Annotated in this window: 12 protein-coding genes and 1 riboswitch; of the genes, 4 read left to right on the forward strand and 8 right to left on the reverse strand. The window is 71.9% G+C overall.

All coding sequences use genetic code 11. The annotated features are described in order from the left end of the window. The first annotated feature begins 12 nt into the window (after nt 1-12). A complete protein-coding gene (gene cobN / locus QSK26_RS39195; RefSeq protein ID WP_285780434.1) occupies nt 13-3,591 on the forward strand; it encodes a cobaltochelatase subunit CobN in 3,579 nt (1,192 codons plus the stop codon). A gap of 11 nt (nt 3,592-3,602) precedes the next feature. On the opposite strand, the gene QSK26_RS39200 is transcribed toward cobN, so the two are convergent. The 8 genes from QSK26_RS39200 to QSK26_RS39235 all read right to left on the reverse strand — a co-directional run bounded on the left by QSK26_RS39200 (nt 3,603) and on the right by QSK26_RS39235 (nt 11,926). Further along, a complete protein-coding gene (locus tag QSK26_RS39200; RefSeq protein WP_285780435.1) occupies nt 3,603-4,418 on the reverse strand; it encodes a hypothetical protein in 816 nt (271 codons plus the stop codon). A 209-nt stretch (nt 4,419-4,627) separates the two neighbouring features. Beyond that, nucleotides 4,628-6,007 (reverse strand): cobyrinic acid a,c-diamide synthase CobB, encoded by a 1,380-nt coding sequence (locus tag QSK26_RS39205; RefSeq protein ID WP_285780436.1) that lies wholly within the window; start codon nt 6,005-6,007, stop codon nt 4,628-4,630. Next, nucleotides 6,001-6,603, reverse strand: a complete 603-nt coding sequence (cobO, locus tag QSK26_RS39210; RefSeq protein WP_285780437.1) for a cob(I)yrinic acid a,c-diamide adenosyltransferase — start codon at nt 6,601-6,603, stop codon at nt 6,001-6,003. The genes QSK26_RS39205 and cobO overlap by 7 nt, the downstream gene beginning before the upstream one ends. A 1-nt stretch (nt 6,604) precedes the next feature. Then, nucleotides 6,605-8,722 (reverse strand): putative cobaltochelatase, encoded by a 2,118-nt coding sequence (locus QSK26_RS39215; protein ID WP_285780438.1) that lies wholly within the window; start codon nt 8,720-8,722, stop codon nt 6,605-6,607. Continuing rightward, the gene (locus QSK26_RS39220) at nt 8,719-9,438 is read right to left on the reverse strand and encodes a histidine phosphatase family protein (RefSeq protein WP_285780439.1); all 720 of its coding nucleotides are present in this window, start codon (nt 9,436-9,438) and stop codon (nt 8,719-8,721) included. The genes QSK26_RS39215 and QSK26_RS39220 overlap by 4 nt, the downstream gene beginning before the upstream one ends. A 5-nt stretch (nt 9,439-9,443) precedes the next feature. Beyond that, complete coding sequence (locus tag QSK26_RS39225) at nt 9,444-10,223, reverse strand: CbtA family protein (protein WP_285780440.1); 780 nt, start codon at nt 10,221-10,223, stop codon at nt 9,444-9,446. A gap of 7 nt (nt 10,224-10,230) precedes the next feature. Beyond that, nucleotides 10,231-10,419 (reverse strand): CbtB domain-containing protein, encoded by a 189-nt coding sequence (locus QSK26_RS39230; RefSeq protein ID WP_285780441.1) that lies wholly within the window; start codon nt 10,417-10,419, stop codon nt 10,231-10,233. 34 nt (nt 10,420-10,453) lie between these two features. Beyond that, nucleotides 10,454-10,572, reverse strand: a riboswitch (cobalamin riboswitch). Between the two features lie 28 nt (nt 10,573-10,600). Continuing rightward, on the reverse strand, nt 10,601-11,926 hold the full coding sequence (locus tag QSK26_RS39235) for a TrkH family potassium uptake protein (protein ID WP_285780442.1): 1,326 nt from the start codon (nt 11,924-11,926) through the stop codon (nt 10,601-10,603). 400 nt (nt 11,927-12,326) lie between these two features. On the opposite strand from QSK26_RS39235, the gene QSK26_RS39240 reads away from it, so the two are divergent. The 3 genes from QSK26_RS39240 to QSK26_RS39250 are packed head-to-tail and all read left to right on the forward strand — an operon-like array spanning nt 12,327 to nt 16,584. Next, a complete protein-coding gene (locus tag QSK26_RS39240; protein ID WP_285780443.1) occupies nt 12,327-13,286 on the forward strand; it encodes a hypothetical protein in 960 nt (319 codons plus the stop codon). Next, nucleotides 13,283-14,254, forward strand: coding sequence for a hypothetical protein (locus QSK26_RS39245; RefSeq protein ID WP_285780444.1), 972 nt, complete (start codon nt 13,283-13,285; stop codon nt 14,252-14,254). The genes QSK26_RS39240 and QSK26_RS39245 overlap by 4 nt, the downstream gene beginning before the upstream one ends. Further along, nucleotides 14,251-16,584: a hypothetical protein gene (locus QSK26_RS39250; protein WP_285780445.1), complete on the forward strand. Its 2,334-nt coding sequence runs from the start codon at nt 14,251-14,253 to the stop codon at nt 16,582-16,584. Before QSK26_RS39245 ends, QSK26_RS39250 begins: the two co-directional genes overlap by 4 nt. Nucleotides 16,585-16,587 lie beyond the last annotated feature (3 nt).

Below are 16,587 nucleotides of genomic sequence, written 5' to 3' on the forward strand. Positions count from 1 at the left end.
GATCTTCGTACCGTGTTGCTGCTTTCGACCTCGGACACCGACCTGCTGAGTGCGCGGGCCGGTGGGGCCGCCTACCGGCTGGGGAATCCGGCCCGGCTCGGCGTGGCGGACCTGCCGGAACTGCTCGACGGGGTGGATCTCGTCGTCGTGCGGCTGCTGGGCGGGCGGCGGGCCTGGGAGGAAGGGCTGGACGCGCTGCTCGCGAGCGGGCGGCCGGTGGTCGTGCTGGGCGGTGAGCAGGCGCCGGACGCCGAGCTGATGGAGCTGTCCACGGTGAGCGGCGGGGTCTGCGCCGAGGCGCACGCCTACCTCGCCCACGGCGGCGCCGGGAACCTCAACCAGTTGCACGCCTTCCTGTCCGACACGGTGCTCCTCACCGGCCACGGCTTCGCGCCCCCCGAGCCGACCCCCGGCTGGGGCGTCCTTGCCCGCCCGCAGCCGGCGGGCGCGCCCGGCGACGGCCCGGTCGTCGGGGTGCTGTACTACCGGGCGCACCACGTGGCCGGGAACACCGCGTTCGTCGAGACGCTGTGCCGGGCGATCGAGGACGCGGGAGGCCGGGCGCTGCCGGTGTACTGCGCGTCGCTGCGTACGGCCGAGCCCGCGCTGCTGGAGACGCTGCGCACGGCGGACGCGCTGGTCGTGACCGTGCTGGCGGCGGGAGGAACCCGCCCGGCGACCGCCTCGGCCGGCGGGGACGACTCGGCGTGGGACGTGGGCGCGCTGGCCGAGCTGGACGTGCCGATCCTGCAGGGGCTGTGCCTGACGACGAGCCGCGAGGCGTGGAAGGCGAACGACGACGGCCTGTCTCCGCTGGACGCGGCCTCGCAGGTGGCGATCCCGGAGTTCGACGGGCGGATCATCACGGTGCCGTTCTCGTTCAAGGAGATCGACGAGGACGGCCTGACCGTCTACGTCGCCGATCCGGAGCGGGCCGCCCGGGTGGCCGGCATCGCCGTACGGCACGGCCTGCTGCGGCACATCCCCGCGGAGCGCAAGAAGATCGTGGTGATGCTGTCGGCGTACCCGACCAAGCACGCCAGGATCGGCAACGCGGTCGGCCTGGACACCCCGGCCAGCACGGTCAAGCTGCTCGCCGCCATGCGCGACGCGGGCTACGACCTCGGCGACGGCCTGCCCGGCGTCGCGGGGCAGGACGGCGACGCGCTGATCCACGCCCTGATCGCGGCGGGCGGGCAGGATCAGGACTGGCTCACCGAGGAGCAGCTCGCCGGGAACCCGGTGCGCGTCCCGGCCGCCCGCTACCGGGCCTGGTTCGAGACCCTGCCGCAGGACCTGCGCGAGGAGATCGAACGCCACTGGGGGCCGCCGCCCGGCGAGCTGTTCGTGGACCGCTCGCGCGACCCGGACGGCGAGATCGTGCTGGCCGCGCTGCGGTCGGGGAACCTCGTGGTGATGGTGCAGCCGCCGCGCGGCTTCGGGGAGAACCCGATCGCGATCTACCACGACCCGGACCTGCCGCCGAGCCACCACTACCTGGCGGCCTACCGGTGGCTGGCGGAGGAGTTCGGCGCGCACGCCATGGTGCACGTCGGCAAGCACGGCAACCTGGAGTGGCTGCCCGGCAAGTCTGCGGGGATGTCCGCGTCGTGCGGCCCGGACGCGGCGCTCGGCGACCTGCCGCTGTTCTACCCGTTCCTGGTGAACGACCCGGGCGAGGGCACTCAGGCCAAGCGGCGCGCGCACGCGGTGCTGGTGGACCACATGGTGCCGCCGATGGCCCGCGCCGAGACCTACGGCGACATCGCCCGGCTGGAACAGCTCCTCGACGAGCACGCCACGATCGCGGCCCTGGACCCGGCCAAGCTGCCCGCGATCCGGGCGCAGATCTGGACCCTGATCCAGGCCGCGCGCCTGGACCACGACCTGGGCATCGGCGACCGGCCGCACGACACCGAGTTCGACGACTTCCTGCTGCACGTGGACGGCTGGCTGTGTGAGGTGAAGGACGCCCAGATCAGGGACGGCCTGCACGTGCTCGGCGCCGCGCCGGAGGGCAGGGGCCGGGTGGACCTGGTGCTCGCCATGCTCCGCGCCCGGCAGATGTGGGCGGGCCGGGAGACGCTGCCCGGCCTGCGGGAGGCGCTCGGCCTCGCCGAGGACGGCGGCGCCGCGCGGGTGAGCGTGGACGAGGCGGAGGCCCGCGCCCGCGCGCTGGTCGAGGCGATGGAGGCGCGCGGCTGGGACCCGGCCGCGGCGCCCGGCGTCGCGGCCGGCGAGCCGGAGCAGGTGGCGCGCATCCTCGCCTTCGCGGCCACGGAGATCGTGCCGCGGCTGGACCGCACCGTGGACGAGATCACCGTGCTGCTGCACGCGCTGGAGGGCGGCTACGTGCCGGCCGGGCCGAGCGGCTCGCCGCTGCGCGGCCTGATCAACGTGCTGCCGACCGGGCGGAACTTCTACTCGGTGGACCCCAGGGCGGTGCCGAGCAGGCTGGCCTGGGAGACCGGCCAGGCGATGGCGGACTCGCTGCTGGAGCGGTACCGCGCCGACACCGGCGAGTGGCCGCGTTCGGTGGGGCTGTCGGTGTGGGGCACCAGCGCGATGCGCACGGCGGGCGACGACGTTGCGGAGGTGCTGGCCCTGCTCGGCGTCCGCCCGGTGTGGGACGACGCCTCGCGCCGGGTCACCGGTCTGGAGCCGATCCCGACGGCCGAGCTGGGCCGTCCCAGGATCGACGTCACGGTCCGGATCAGCGGCTTCTTCCGCGACGCGTTCCCGCACGTGGTGGCCATGCTGGACGACGCCGTACGGCTGGTGGCCGGCCTGCCCGAGCCGGACGAGGACAACCTGGTCCGCGCGCACGTGCGGGCGGACCAGGCGGCGCACGGCGACGAGCGGCGGGCCACGCTGCGCGTCTTCGGCTCGCGCCCGGGGGCGTACGGCGCCGGCCTGCTGCCGCTGATCGACAGCAGGAACTGGCGCGACGACGCCGACCTGGCGGAGGTGTACGCGGTGTGGGGCGGCTTCGCCTACGGCCGCGACCTGGACGGCGTGCCCGCCAGGCAGGACATGGAGAACGCCTACCGCAGGATCGCCGTCGCCGCCAAGAACGTCGACACCCGCGAGCACGACATCGCCGACTCCGACGACTACTTCCAGTACCACGGCGGCATGATCGCCACCGTCCGCGCCCTCACCGGCAAAGCCCCGGCCGCCTACGTCGGGGACAGCACCCGCCCCGACGCGGTGCGGACCAGGACCCTGCACGAGGAGACCTCGCGGATCTTCCGCGCCCGCGTGGTGAACCCCAACTGGCTGGCGGCGATGCGCCGGCACGGTTACAAGGGCGCGTTCGAGCTGGCCGCAACGGTGGACTACCTGTTCGGCTACGACGCGACGACCGGCGTGGTGGCCGACTGGATGTACGACAAGCTCGCCGCCACGTACGTGCTGGATCCGGAGAACCAGGCGTTCATGGCCGAGTCGAACCCGTGGGCGCTGCACGGGATCGCGGAGCGTCTCCTCGAAGCGGCGAGCCGGGAGATGTGGCAGAGCCCCGACCCGGAGATCCTGGCCGCCCTCCAGGAGGTGTATCTCAAGACGGAGGGCGACCTGGAAGACCGCTGACGTCCGGCGGCTCAGCTCACCGAGTAGATTTTTATCGAGTATTCGGGATCCGAGTCCGAGGTGGACTCGGAGTCCCCGGCCGTTTCGTAGCCGACGGCGCATCCGCCCTTCAGGACGGCCAGCACGTCGTCCTTTGTCGTGCACTTCACGACGCCCGCCACCTCGGACTCCATGACCGTGATCGTGGACACCTTCTGGTGCCGGTGCAGGCGCACGCTCATGTGATGACTTTTCGTCTCGAAGTGCGCGATATAGTGGGCGTCTTTCTCGTCGCCGAGGAATCCCGTCTTGTCGAATATGGTATCCGTGAACCAGGCCGCGGAATTGGCGGAATCCATGTCCAGCTCGTGTTCGTACACCTTCACGAGTTTCAGCGCCGCCGCCGTGTCGAGCGCCCCGGCCTTCTTCTTCAGCCAGTCGGGCGCCTTCCCGTATGACGCGTCGGGTTCCAGGCCGTCCATGATCTCCCAGGCCGCGGTCAGGGCGCGCACGGCGTGCCGGATCTCGTGACCGTCGCCGTCGAACCCCGCGGCCTTCAGCAGCGTCTGCAAGGTGCCGAGGTCGGCGGCCTTGACGTCGGCGCGGTCGCCGGACCATTTGCACGTCCCGGTCGGCTGCCATCGCTCAAGGCAGCCCCACAGGTTCTCGATCCACACCGGCTGCGCCCGGTGGATGGTGACCCAGCCCCCGCACAAACCGTTCAGGGCCACACTCGAATACCAGCCGTCCAGGAGCTCGCTCTGCAACGCGGACTGCTCGTCGCCGGCGGACTGCTCAAGAAGCCTGCAGGCGTAGATCATCCTGCCCTGGATTTCTTCTTGGTTCATTCCTTGAACCCCTCCCGCTGAGCCCCGATACGTGGTGGACCGCAGTCACGCTTATTCTGACGAATGGGAGACAGGAGCGGGCGTGACTGGGCTCATCATAACGAGAGGGGTACGCGCGGGCCAGACGGATTTGGACCGTTTTTCTTTCCGGCCGGCGCTGACGGGCTAAGGGAAAAGACGAATCACCATATGTCGCACTTTTGTGTGATTTACGCCGTGATGGCGTTGAGGAAACGGGTGGCGAGTTCCGGCGTGCCCGCCCAGTGCAGGTGCAGGTAGGAGGCGGTCAGGCGGGGGGTGGCGAAGCCGTCGGCGCCGCCGCGCCAGCGGAACAGCGGGGTCGCGGCGTGCGGCGGATCGGTGGCCGTGCGGTGGAACTCGTGGCCCCGGAAGCGCTCGCCCTCGCGGGTGAGCACCGAGCGGGCGGTCGCCACGGCGTCGCGGTAGCCGAGGGTGAGACGGCCGGTCATCGCGGCGGTGACGTCCAGGACGCCGCACATGGGGCGGCCGTCGAGCTCGCGGGCCAGGTAGAGCAGCCCGGCGCACTCGGCGGCGACCGGTCCGGCGAAGGCCGCCACCTCCTTGCGCAGCGGCTCGTTGGCCGACAGCTCGGCCGCGTACATCTCGGGGAAGCCGCCGCCGATCACCACCGCGGCGGTGCCGCCGGGCAGCGCCTCGTCGCGCAGCGGGTCGAAGGTGACGACCCGTGCCCCCGCCGCCGCCAGCAGCTCGCCCTGCTCCGCGTACCCGAAGGTGAACGCGGGTCCGCCCGCCATGGCCACCACCGGCGGCCCCGCGAGAGCCGCCCCCGGCGCCCCCGGAAGGGCCGACCCCGGCAGCTCCCGGAGAGCCGGCTCCGGAAGGGCCGCGGCCGGGCTCCACGGGGTCGCGGAGAGGGCGGGGGCGGAGCGGGCCACCGCCGTCAGGGCGTCCAGGTCGCAGGAGCCGGCGATCAGGGCGGCCATCCGGTCCACCGCCGCCACGGCCTCGGCGCTGCGTTCCGCGGCCGGGATGAGGCCGAGGTGGCGGGACGGGGTGGCCACGCCGTCGGTCCGGGGCACGGCGCCGAAGACGGGGAACCCGGTCTCGACGAGGACCTCGCGGCACAGTTCCTCGTGCCGGGGCGAGCCCACGTTGTTGAGGACGACCCCGGCCAGCCGTACCCGGGTGTCGAAGACGGCGAAGCCCTGGACGATGGCGGCGACCGAACGGCTCTGGCGGGCGGCGTCGACGACGAGCACCACGGGGGCGTCGATGAGCCGGGCGACGTGCGCGGTGGAGGCGAAGTCGGTGGCGCCCGCGCCGTCGTAGAGGCCCATGACGCCCTCCACCACGGCGACGTCGGCACCCGCCGCGCCGTGCAGGAACAGCGGCGCGACCAGGTCCTCGCCGGTCAGCCACGGGTCGAGGTTGCGGCCGGGGCGGCCGGTGGCGAGCGCGTGGTACCCGGGGTCGATGTAGTCCGGGCCGACCTTGTGCGGCGAGACCCGCAACCCCCGTGCGCGCAGCGCCGCCATCAGCCCGGTGGCCACCGTCGTCTTCCCGCTGCCCGAGGCGGGCGCGGCGACCACCAGCCTGGGCACTACCATTCGATGCCCTTCTGGCCCTTCTGCCCGGCGTCCATCGGGTGGCGCACCTTGCCCATCTCGGTCACCAGGTCGGCGGCCTCGACCAGTCGCGGGTCGGCGTCCCTGCCGGTGATCACGACGTGCTGGCCGCCCGGCCGGCCGGCGAGGGTGCGCACCACGTCGGCCACGTCCACCCACCCCCACTTCATCGGGTAGGTGAACTCGTCCAGCACGTAGAACCGGTAGGTCTCGGCGGCCAGGTCGCGTTTGATCTGCTCCCAGCCCTCCAGGGCGTCGGCCGCGTGGTCCTCCTCGGTGCCCGGCCGCCTGCTCCACGACCAGCCCTCGCCCATCTTGTGCCAGGCCACCGTGCCGCCCTCGCCGGAGTCGCCGAGGACCCGCAGCGCGCGTTCCTCCCCGACCCGCCACCGGGCCGACTTGACGAACTGGAACACGCCGATCGGCCAGCCCTGGTTCCAGGCGCGCATCGCCATCCCGAAGGCGGCGGTCGACTTGCCCTTGCCCGGCCCGGTGTGCACGATCAGCAACGGCCGGGCGCGGCGCTGGCGTGTGGTCAGCCCGTCGTCCGGCACCGTCGCGGGCCTGCCCTGCGGCATCTCAGACCGCCTTCCTGTACTCGTACCTGCGGTGTTCGCGTACCAGACCGCCGAGCCCGTCCGCGGCGAGGTCGGCCAGGTGGACGGCGGGCACGCCGAGCCGGGCCGCGAGGGAGCCGGCCAGGCCGAGGCGCACCGGGCCGCTCTCGCAGTCCACCACGACGCCGGCCGTACCGGCGAGCAGCGCGGCCGAGCGCGGCACGTCGCCGCCGGCCGTGGCGCGGCCGTCGGTCACCACGACCAGCAGCGGGCGCCTGGCCGGGTCGCGCAGCCGTTCCACCCGCAGCACCTCGGCGGCCCTGCGCAGTCCGGCCGCCAGCGGGGTGCGCCCGCCCGTGGGCAGCTCGCGCAGCCGGGCCGCGCCCACCTCCACCGAGGACGTGGGCGGCAGCACGAGGTCGGCGTCCCCGCCCCGGAACGTGATCAGCCCGATCTTGTCCCGCCGCTGGTAGGCGTCGAGCAGCAGGCTCAGCACGGCCGCCTTGACCGCGCTCATCCGGCTGCGCGCCGCCATCGAACCGCTCGCGTCCACCACGAACAGCACCAGGTTGCCTTCCTTGCCCTCGCGCACCGTCTCACGCAGGTCGGTGTCGCGGATCAGCAGGCCGGGCCCGCCCCGGCCGCGTTCGCGCTGGTGGGGCGCGGCGGCGTGCAGGGTCGCGGTCAGGTGCAGGCGGCGCACCCGCCCGTCGGGCATCCGGGAGCCGGTGGTGCGCCCGTGCGGCGTCCTGGCCCGGGACCGCCGCCCGGCGGCGCCGTCGCCGAGCCCCGGCACCCGCAGCACCCGCACCCGGTACGGCTCCGCCGCCGCGACGACCCGCTCGGCCCCGCCGCGACGGCCCTCGTCCCGGCCCTCGTCCCGGCCGGTCGTCCCATCACCGGTCGCCTCACCGGAACTCGGCTCACCGGAACTCGGCTCACCGGAACTCGGCTCAGGGGAACCCCCGGACGCGGGCGGATCCGCTGGGCCGTTTCCGGTCCGGGGGTCGTTCGCGGGTGGCGTCTCACTCTCCGCGCCGGAGCCGCCGGGGGCGTCGGGGCCGTCGCCGTCCGGGCCGCCGTCGCGGGGGGAGCCGCCGGGCGGTTCCGGGTCGTCGTCATCGTCGTCGCCGTGCTGGTCGAGCAGTTCGTCGAGGCGGGACTCGTCCAGGCCGGGGGCGTCGAAGGGGTCGCGGCGGCGGCGGTGCGGAAGGGAGAGGCGGGCCGCCTCGCGGACGTCCTCGGTGGTGACCTCGTCGCGCCCGCGCCAGGCGGCGTGCGCGATGGCGGCGTTGGCGGTCACCAGGTCGGCGCGCAGCCCGTCCACCTCGAACGCGGCGCACACCGCCGCGATCTGCCGCAGCCGCGCGTCGGGCAGCACGACCCGCGCGACCCGCTCCCGCGCCCGGGCGATCCGCCCGGCCAGCGCGGACTCCTCCGCCGTCCAGCGGGCGGCGAACCCCTCGGGATCGGCGTCGAAGGCGAGGCGGCGCCGTACGACCTCCGCGCGCTCGGCGGGGTCCCTGGACGCGCGCACCTCCACGGTCAGGCCGAACCGGTCGAGGAGCTGGGGCCGCAGCTCGCCCTCCTCCGGGTTCATCGTGCCGACCAGCAGGAAGCGGGCCGCGTGCCGTACCGACACCGACTCCCGCTCGACGTAGCAGGTGCCCAGGGCGGCGGCGTCGAGCAGCAGGTCCACGAGGTGGTCGTGCAGCAGGTTGACCTCGTCCACGTAGAGCACGCCGCGGTGGGCGGCGGCCAGCAGGCCGGGCTCGAACGCCTTGACGCCCTCGGTCAGCGCCCGTTCGATGTCGAGGGATCCGGCGAGACGGTCCTCGGAGGCGCCCACGGGCAGCTCGACCAGCGCGGCGGGACGCGTCCTGCGTTCCTGCCCGGGGTCGTGCGGGCCGTCGGGGCAGGCCGGGTCGGGGGCGGCGGGGTCGCAGGCGAAGCGGCAGCCGTCCACCACGTCGACCGGGGGGAGCTGCGCGGCGAGCGCCCGGACGATGGTGGACTTGGCGGTGCCCTTCTCCCCGCGCACCAGCACGCCGCCCACCCGGGGCGACACCGCGTTGAGTATCAGCGCGAGTTTGAGGTCGTCGAGCCCCACGACGGCGCTGAACGGGTAGGAGACGATCACGAAGGTCCCTTCTGGACGATCCGGTTGACGCAGCCGATCCGCCATCCCGCGCCGGTGACGTTCAGCTCGGAGACCGACAGCGGGGCGAGGTCGAAGAGCGGGCCCGCGCCAGGGGGGAGCCCGAGCGCGTGGCAGAGCGCGGCGCGGATCGCCCCGGCGTCACAGCACACGACCACCGTCCCCGCCATCCCGTCACCGCCAGTGCCGGAGCCGGGGCCGGAACTGGTGCCGGTGCCGGGGCTGGAGCCGGGGCCAAGGCTTGGGTTGGAGCCAAGGCTGGAGCCGGGGCCAGGGCTGGGGTTGGGGCCTATGCCGGGGTCGGGGTCGGTCGCGGTGGTGCGGTGCTCGTCCAGCCACCGGCTCACCCGGCGGGCCATCGCGGCCACGCTCTCCCCGCCGTGCGGCGCCGCCTCCGGGTCCTCCCGCCAGCGGCGCAGCGCGTCCGGCTCGTCCTGCGCGACCACCGCGTACGGCCGGCCGCGCCAGCGGCCCGGGTCGGCGTCGGCGAACGCGTCCAGCACCCCGGCGACCGGCCCGAGCGCCTCGGCCGTCTGCCGCGCGGCCGGCTCCGGCGCGCTGAAGAGGGCGGCGCGTGCGGGCAGGACGAGGGTGCGGGCCTGCGCGAGGCCCGCCGGGTCGGCGTGCTCCCCCGCGGGGAAGCACGCCGCGCGCATGCCCGGCGTGGTCGCGTGCCGGACCAGGATCAGACGGCGCACCCGGCTCAGCTCGGCACGGCGTCGCGCATCGGCGCGCTCGCCGCGCCGCGCCGCGTGACCAGCCCGTACAGGACGCCGATCGACGTCCACAGCACGAGCTGCGTGCCCAGTGAGGCGACCCGGAAGTCCCACAGCAGTGTGGCGGGGAAGCCGCCGGGGACCTCGTCGACGGTGGGCAGCAGCGCCCAGGCGACGATCACCGGCACCAGGAAGCCCGCCGTGCCGGCCGCCGGGCCGTACCGCGGGAACTGCCGGGCGCAGGCCGCCGCGACACCGAGGGAGAGCAGGCCGATGGCGACCATGACGAGGTAGAGCGTGGTCCGGCTGCCGATGGTCTCGGGGTCGCCCACCGCGGGCGGGTTGGCGGGATATTTCAGGAATGGGACGAGTACTGCGGCGACGAAGGCGGCCCCGGCCAGGAAGGCCGCGAACGCGCGGTCGGACCGGGGGCCGACCCTGCCGCGCAGCCCCGCGTAGGCGAGCCCGAAGATGCCGCCCACGCTGACCCCGTAGAGGGCGAGGGCGAGGAACAGCCCGGCCTGCTGACCGGGGCGGCTGACGAGTTCGTCCTCCCCGTGGCTGTGCGCGGGGGCGGCTTCATCCTCCGCGTGGCTGTGCGGGGCGGCGCCGTCGTCGTGCCCGGCCTCGGCCGTCTGGCTCGCGGCCTGTTCGATCGCGATGGCGTTGTCCACCTGGGGTTCGCCGACGAAGAACGCGAACACGGCGGCGAGCAGTCCGGCGGCCAGCCCCACGAGCAGACCGCGGACCAGGAGAGTGCGTACCACGACGCGCTCAGTGACAGGGCACGCCGAGCAGGTGACGCCCGTCGTGCATGAGTTCGTGCAGGTAGCTGCCCATCTGGGAGACAGCGCCCTGGTCGAAGGTGACCAGGTAGGCCAGGAGCAGGGAGACGGGGACCGCGAGCAGCCAGGGGCGCAGGCGGGAAAGCGGGATGGGGCGTGAGCCGGCCAGCTCGTTCATGTTCGGCCTCCTATTAGGGAATGATCGCGTCCCAAGTCGTGAGGACGCGGCGGCCGAGTGACCTGGCTCCCGGAATCACTTCCGGATACAGTGGCGCGCCCGCACCGGCATCTCACCGGTTTCCCTCGAACCACCGCGAAATCCTCCGAAACGTACCCTTTCCCCATGAAACCGTCAAGGATCAGCCGACCAGGGGACGGTCCTCCGGCAACTGGTAGCGCCGGGTGCGCACATGCAGGGCCAGGGCGGTGCCCAGGGTCATCGGCCCGATCCTGCCGATGAACATCAGAGCGGTGAGCACCAGGTGCCCGGGGGCCTCCACGTCGGCGGTGATCCCGGTGGACAGGCCGACCGTGCAGGCCGCCGAGATGACCTCGAACAGCACCCGGTCGAGCGGGAACGGCGTCAGGATCATCAGGATGATCGTGCCCGCGACGACGGTGCCCAGGCTCAGCAGCGTGATCGTGATCGCCTGACGCTGGAGCTGGGTGGGTATCCGCCGGTGTCCCACGTTCACATCCGGCTCACCTCTCAGCTCGGCCAGGATGACGAACCCGAGCAGCGCGAACGTGGTGACCTTGATCCCGCCCCCGGTGCTGCCGCTGCCCGCCCCGATGAACATCAGCACGTCGCTGATCAGCCACGAGTTGTCGTCCATCTGCCCGATGTCCACGCTGTTGAGCCCGCCGCTGCGGGTGTTCACGGTGTGGAAGAACGCCGCCATCAGCCGGGCCGACTCCGGCAGCCGGCCGAGCGTGCCGGGATTGCCCCACTCGATCACCGCGATGGCCACGGTGCCCCCGGCCACCAGCACCGCCGACGCGCCCACCGTGATCTTCGAGTGCAGGTCCCACCGGGACGGCCGGTGCCACGCCTTGCGCAGGGTGAACAGCACGGGGAAGCCCAGCCCCCCGGCGACCACCGCCCCCGCCACCGGCAGGGTGACCCAGGGATCGGTGGCGTATCTCGTCATGCTGTCGGGATAGAGGGCGAATCCGGCGTTGGTGAACGCGGAGATGCTGTGGAAGATCCCCGAGTAGAGCGCACTGCCGAACGACTCGCCGTACCCGAACGCGAAACGGGCGGTGAGGATCACGGCCACCACGGACTCGATGATCAGCGTGGCCACGGCGACCCCGGCGACCACCGAGCGCACGTTGCCCGGACTCGGCGACTTCGTCTCGGCCTGCGCGGTGAGCCGGGCGCGCAGCCCGAGCCGCCCCGAGGCGATCAACGCCAGCAGCGACGCCAGCGTCATGATGCCGAACCCGCCGATCTGGAACAACACCATGATCGTGGTCTGCCCGAACAGTGACCAGTGCGCCCCCGTGTCGTGGATCGCCAGCCCGGTCACGCACACCGCCGACATGGCCGTGAACAACGCCGTGACGAACCCCTGCGACTGCCCTTCCGCCGTGGCGACCGGCAGCATCAGCAGCACCGCGCCGCCCACCGCCACCAGCCCGAACCCGGCCACCACGACCCTGGAGGGCGAATAAAAGGGCATGCGCCCAACACTCTGCACGGACGGTCTCACCATGCGCTGCCGCTCCATGGGATCAGTCGGTCCTTCGTACGGCGGCGCACGGCGACCCCCGCCCGCCGAGAAAACCCTAGGCCCGAAACCCTCCGCCCCCGCAGCCGACCACCCCGGCTCCGGACCACCCGCTCCGCCGGTCCGCCCCGCGAAGAAGCCTAGCCATTGATTTATGGATATCTGCCCCGAAAATAATAACCGTTACTGCGGTTCCGATTTCACTCACTTCGGAGGCGTCTGCGCGACTATCGCCATACATGGCTACCGTCGTCCTTGTCAGGGTTATCACGACCACGTACCACATACGCCGATACCCATGTCCCACGGTCGAGATCGAAGCTATCTTGCGGGTGACACGGAGGTGAGGACATTGCCTGGACAGCGGGTTTCCGAGCGCGCGCTTCTGGGCTTATTCGGCCTCTCCGCGGTCATCGTCCCCGTCGCCGGGGCCACCCCGACGCCCACTCCCCCCTCCACGGCCACAGCCACGCCCACCACCACGCCCACCGCCAAGCCCACAGCCACGCCGACCGCCACGCCGACCGCCACCCCCGGCCCCGTCTCCGACGTGCGAGCCGTCTACTGTCTGGCCCCCGAGAACCGGAGCAGGCTGACCCGCGCCGCCTTCGACCTCAAGGCCGCCTCGCCCGCCCCGCCGCCCGCCGACGCCCTCGTGGGCGGGTCGCCCCTGACTCTCGAAGAGTGGCGGGTGAGACAACCGGCCTCCTTCGACCGCGTCTGCGCCGCCCTGATGGCCGCGTCGGGCCGGGCGCCGGTCCCGGCTGCGGAGGACGGCGGCACCAAGACGTGGGAGATCCTCCTGTCGGCGGGCATCGGCGCGATCCTCGCCCTCCTCGCCGCGAGCTGGCGTGCCGCCGTCGACCGCGCGATCCGCGAGGCGCTGGCGCTCCGGATGGCCGGCACCGCCTTTCTCCAGGCCGTGGACGCTTACCTGAACGACTGGGTCAATCCGCACGCCGATCGCCCCTCCCAGGCGGCGGCGAGGGCGCAGCGCGCCAACCTGGCCGCCCATCTCGATCACGTGCTCCAGATGCACCCCGACTGGCCGGAGGCGACCGAGCTGCGGGCAAGACTCGATCATCCAGAGATGGACGAGCACCCCGTCTCCTTCTGGGCCGGGGCGACGAACCGGCCCGGCGAGGTCGCCGTGCTACGCGAGCGACTCCGCGACTTCGGCAGGGACCTGAGCGCGCTCCCGGTCGCGATGGAGCGTCCGCTGCGAACCTGGGCCCGGGTCCGGTTCCGTAAGAGAGCGTTTCCGAGCAGAACACCGTTGACCACATCGACCCGGGAATCGATATCGCAGTGAGCACTCCGTCCCATCTCGCAGGCGACCCGCCGGTGAAGCCGCCGAACCCCGACGAGTTCGAACGGCCGCTGACGCCACACGTGAATGCCGAAGAGCATGATCTCTATGTCGATGTGGATCACACGAGCCAGGCATATGAGATTTTCTGCCAAAAGGTCACGAAGGGCCCGCAGCCGTTGAGCAACGGAGTGACGGTGTTCGTCGGCGGCGAAAGCGGTTGCGGAAAGACGTCGACCATCAACCGCTGCGTCGCTTTCCTCAACGGGCATCTTCTTCAGACAGGCATGAACTGCGTCATCGTCGACCTCCGCCGCCCCGCCCTCCCGCCGCTCCCCGGGACGGGCGGGGGCGACGAGCCGGAGACCACCGAGGAGAGACAGCACGAGGTCTTCACCTACCTGGTCTCGAAGCTGAGCGCGCAGATGAAGCTGCCGGGCGCGGACGAGGACCGGCTTCTCGGGCACGCACAGCGCCGCAAGACCGGCTACGCGGCGCTCAGCCGGCACCTGACCCAGGCAAATCTCGCCGTACTGGTCATCCTCCCCGAAAGCCAGGCGAATTACGACGCACCCAACTACATCAGTTATAGGGCGCCCAATATCGCCTTTTTCGCCGAGGCCGCCGGGGAGGAGATGGCCCGCCAGTACACCCAATGGGGGAGCGACGACATCATCTCGCTCAGCGTGGGGCCCCTGAATCCGGAAGACGCCTGGAAGTACGCCACCAAAAGGATCAACTCCGGCATAGGGCCGTACAAGGGACTGACTATCGACGAGCTCGACGTTCAGCTCATGATGGAAAAGATCCGTGCCGTCCAGTCGATCCGCATCCTGAACCGCCTCATGAACCACGCCGCCCACAATGTGCTGGCCGTGCGGGGCAAACATATAACGTATAGCCATCTCAGCGATCACTGGCTCAGCAATTCGACCCTAGACCTCGGCCGAGGAGGGATGACCCAGACATGAGCGACGAACAGCACGATCACTACGCCCCGGCAGGACCGGGAGCGGCGGCGGAGGAAGCCGCGCCCGGGGTTGAGGCGCCTTCACTCATCCCTCCCGCCGCGATCGCCCGCTTGTCGCCCTACAAACCGAACAGGCACCTGACCGTGGTGACCCCCGCCGTGCGGACGGCCAACCGCTACCTCACGGACTTCCTGGACTCCTCCTCCTCGACGTCCGATCCCGAGGCCGAGGAGGCGCCCGGCGGACAGTGGAAGGCCCTTCTGCTCCTCGGCGAGTTCGGCATGGGCAAAACACACCTGGCACGGGACCTCGCCGGCCGCACGCTGGCGGCCCGCGACCAGGGCGTGCACACCCTTCTCCTCACCGCGCCCAACTCGGACCTGTCCGACGTCTACAGCGGATCGCTGATCGACCAGTTCTCACCCCTCGATCTGTTCGAGCGGGTCCGGGACTACTACGCCTTCATCACCGCGGACGCGCTGGAGAGTTCGGAAGTGGCCTCCAGCATCACGCGGGGGTTACGCGAGGGCAGCGTCGATCCGGACAAGGTCGTCGCGGTGTTCGGTCTCATGGAGAGCGCCCTGCGCAGCGACCTTCGCCGGATGCTCCGGTCGGTCACCGAGTCCGAGCAGTTCGCCACCGCGCTGGCGCTGACCCTGCAACCCCCCTTCCAGAACGCGGTGTGGAACTGGCTGCAGGGACACGAACCCGCGCAGATCCTCAAGGACCGCGGCATCACCAACGTCCTCAACACCCCCGCCTCGGCCGTCGACGCGCTGTCCGTCCTCGCCTTCATGTACGGCAGGGCGAACCACCGGCTGGTTCTCGTCATCGACGAGTTCGACAAACCGCTCCAGGCTCCCCCGCTGCCGCGCCTGCGGTTCCTTCAGCAGTTCGAGCGCCTGGTCAACGCCTTCATCGACGTCGGCGGCCTGATCATCTTCTGCGGCCCACCGGACATCCTGCCCGAGCTGCCGGCCAGCCTTCGCGAGCGGCTGCGCACGCTCTACCTGGCTCCCTTCGACGCCGGCAACACCGAGGAGTGCCTCGGGACCGGGGACAGCCTCTCCCCGTTCACCCACGAGAGCGCGGAGCTCATCACCGAGCTCACCAACGGCGTCCCCCGGCAGATCATCGAGGTGGCCAACCAGGCACAGGTCATCGCCTCGGAGTCCGGCACCACCGTCGACCGAAGCGTCGTGCACAGAGCCGTCCGGCAGCAGTACGAGCAGATCGGGGTCAACGAGCTGCGTGCCCTGATCCGGCGCATCCTCCAGGTGGAAGGTCTGCATTTCGAGGCCGGGCACCGTCCCGACGCCGGCACGGATGTCGAGATCGAGTTCTGGATACCCGTCGGCGAGCAACGCACCGGGATCGCCCTGTGGATCACCCCGTCCCTGCTGGAGCCGGCCGATCTCGACGAGATCCGGCGCAAGGCGGAGGCGGCCAGGCGCGGCGCGGAGCACCTGGAGATCCTGCTGGTGGTCAACGGCTACCTCGCCAATCCGCTGCGCGAGGCCGTGTCCGGGCAGATCGGCAGGCAGCCGCTCGTCTACGATCCCGGCCACTTCGCGGAGGTGCTCCGCAACCTGGTGGCGGGCGCGGTGCAACGGCTGGAGATCCTCAGCCGGGAGGATCTCCTGATGGTCGTCCGCAGGCAGGTCGCCCGCCTCAGCACCCAGCAGTCCGCGGTGCTGACCACGCTGGACACGATCAGCGGCAGCGTCGACCGCCTCGACCACGCCTACTTCCAGCGTCTCACCTCGATCGAGCGCGGCATCAGCGCGCTCTCCGTCGGCGCCCCGCGGACGTTGGGACCTCGGGCCGACTTCCCGGCGGCCTCCTTACCCGCCGGAGTCGAGTTGCACTTCGACAGGGCGCTGTCCGCCATCGGCTCGCTGACGAGCGTCAGGGACGTGTACCGGGACACCTTCGGGACCGCCGTGCCCTCGCGCGGCGCGGTCGTGCCGAGACGCAGGCTGCCCACCCGGGAGGTGTTCGAGGCGGTGGGCGTGACCGTCCTCCTGCAGAACCTGCTGGAGGCGTTCATGGAGCAGGTGGACGCCTGGCTCCAGGACGCCCAGAAGCTGGGCCGGGTCGAAGGTCCCCAACTGGACCGCCTGCGGCTGCTCTGCGAGACCTACGACGACACCCTGGAGGGATTGCCGCTGTTCCGGCTGGACAGCATGGCGGCCTTCGGCGCGTTCTCGGCGAGTCCGACGACGGACGAGCAGTCGGCGCGCACCCGGCGCCGGGCCGAGGCCGCCGCCGCGCTGGACGGCCTCGGTTCGCGGGTCCTGGACGCGACGTTGCGGGCCATCGCCACCTGACCC

Source organism: Microtetraspora sp. NBRC 13810 (assembly GCF_030268685.1).
GTDB lineage: Bacteria > Actinomycetota > Actinomycetes > Streptosporangiales > Streptosporangiaceae > BSRQ01.

Bases quoted from the DNA above. Each gene is read 5' to 3' on its own strand.
- QSK26_RS39200 (WP_285780435.1), bottom strand. From the start codon at position 4,418: ATGAACCAAGAAGAAATCCAGGGCAGGATGATCTACGCCTGCAGGCTT.
- QSK26_RS39205 (WP_285780436.1), bottom strand. From the start codon at position 6,007: ATGGTAGTGCCCAGGCTGGTGGTCGCCGCGCCCGCCTCGGGCAGCGGG.
- cobO (WP_285780437.1), bottom strand. From the start codon at position 6,603: ATGCCGCAGGGCAGGCCCGCGACGGTGCCGGACGACGGGCTGACCACA.
- QSK26_RS39230 (WP_285780441.1), bottom strand. From the start codon at position 10,419: ATGAACGAGCTGGCCGGCTCACGCCCCATCCCGCTTTCCCGCCTGCGC.
- QSK26_RS39235 (WP_285780442.1), bottom strand. From the start codon at position 11,926: ATGCCCTTTTATTCGCCCTCCAGGGTCGTGGTGGCCGGGTTCGGGCTG.
- QSK26_RS39250 (WP_285780445.1), top strand. From the start codon at position 14,251: ATGAGCGACGAACAGCACGATCACTACGCCCCGGCAGGACCGGGAGCG.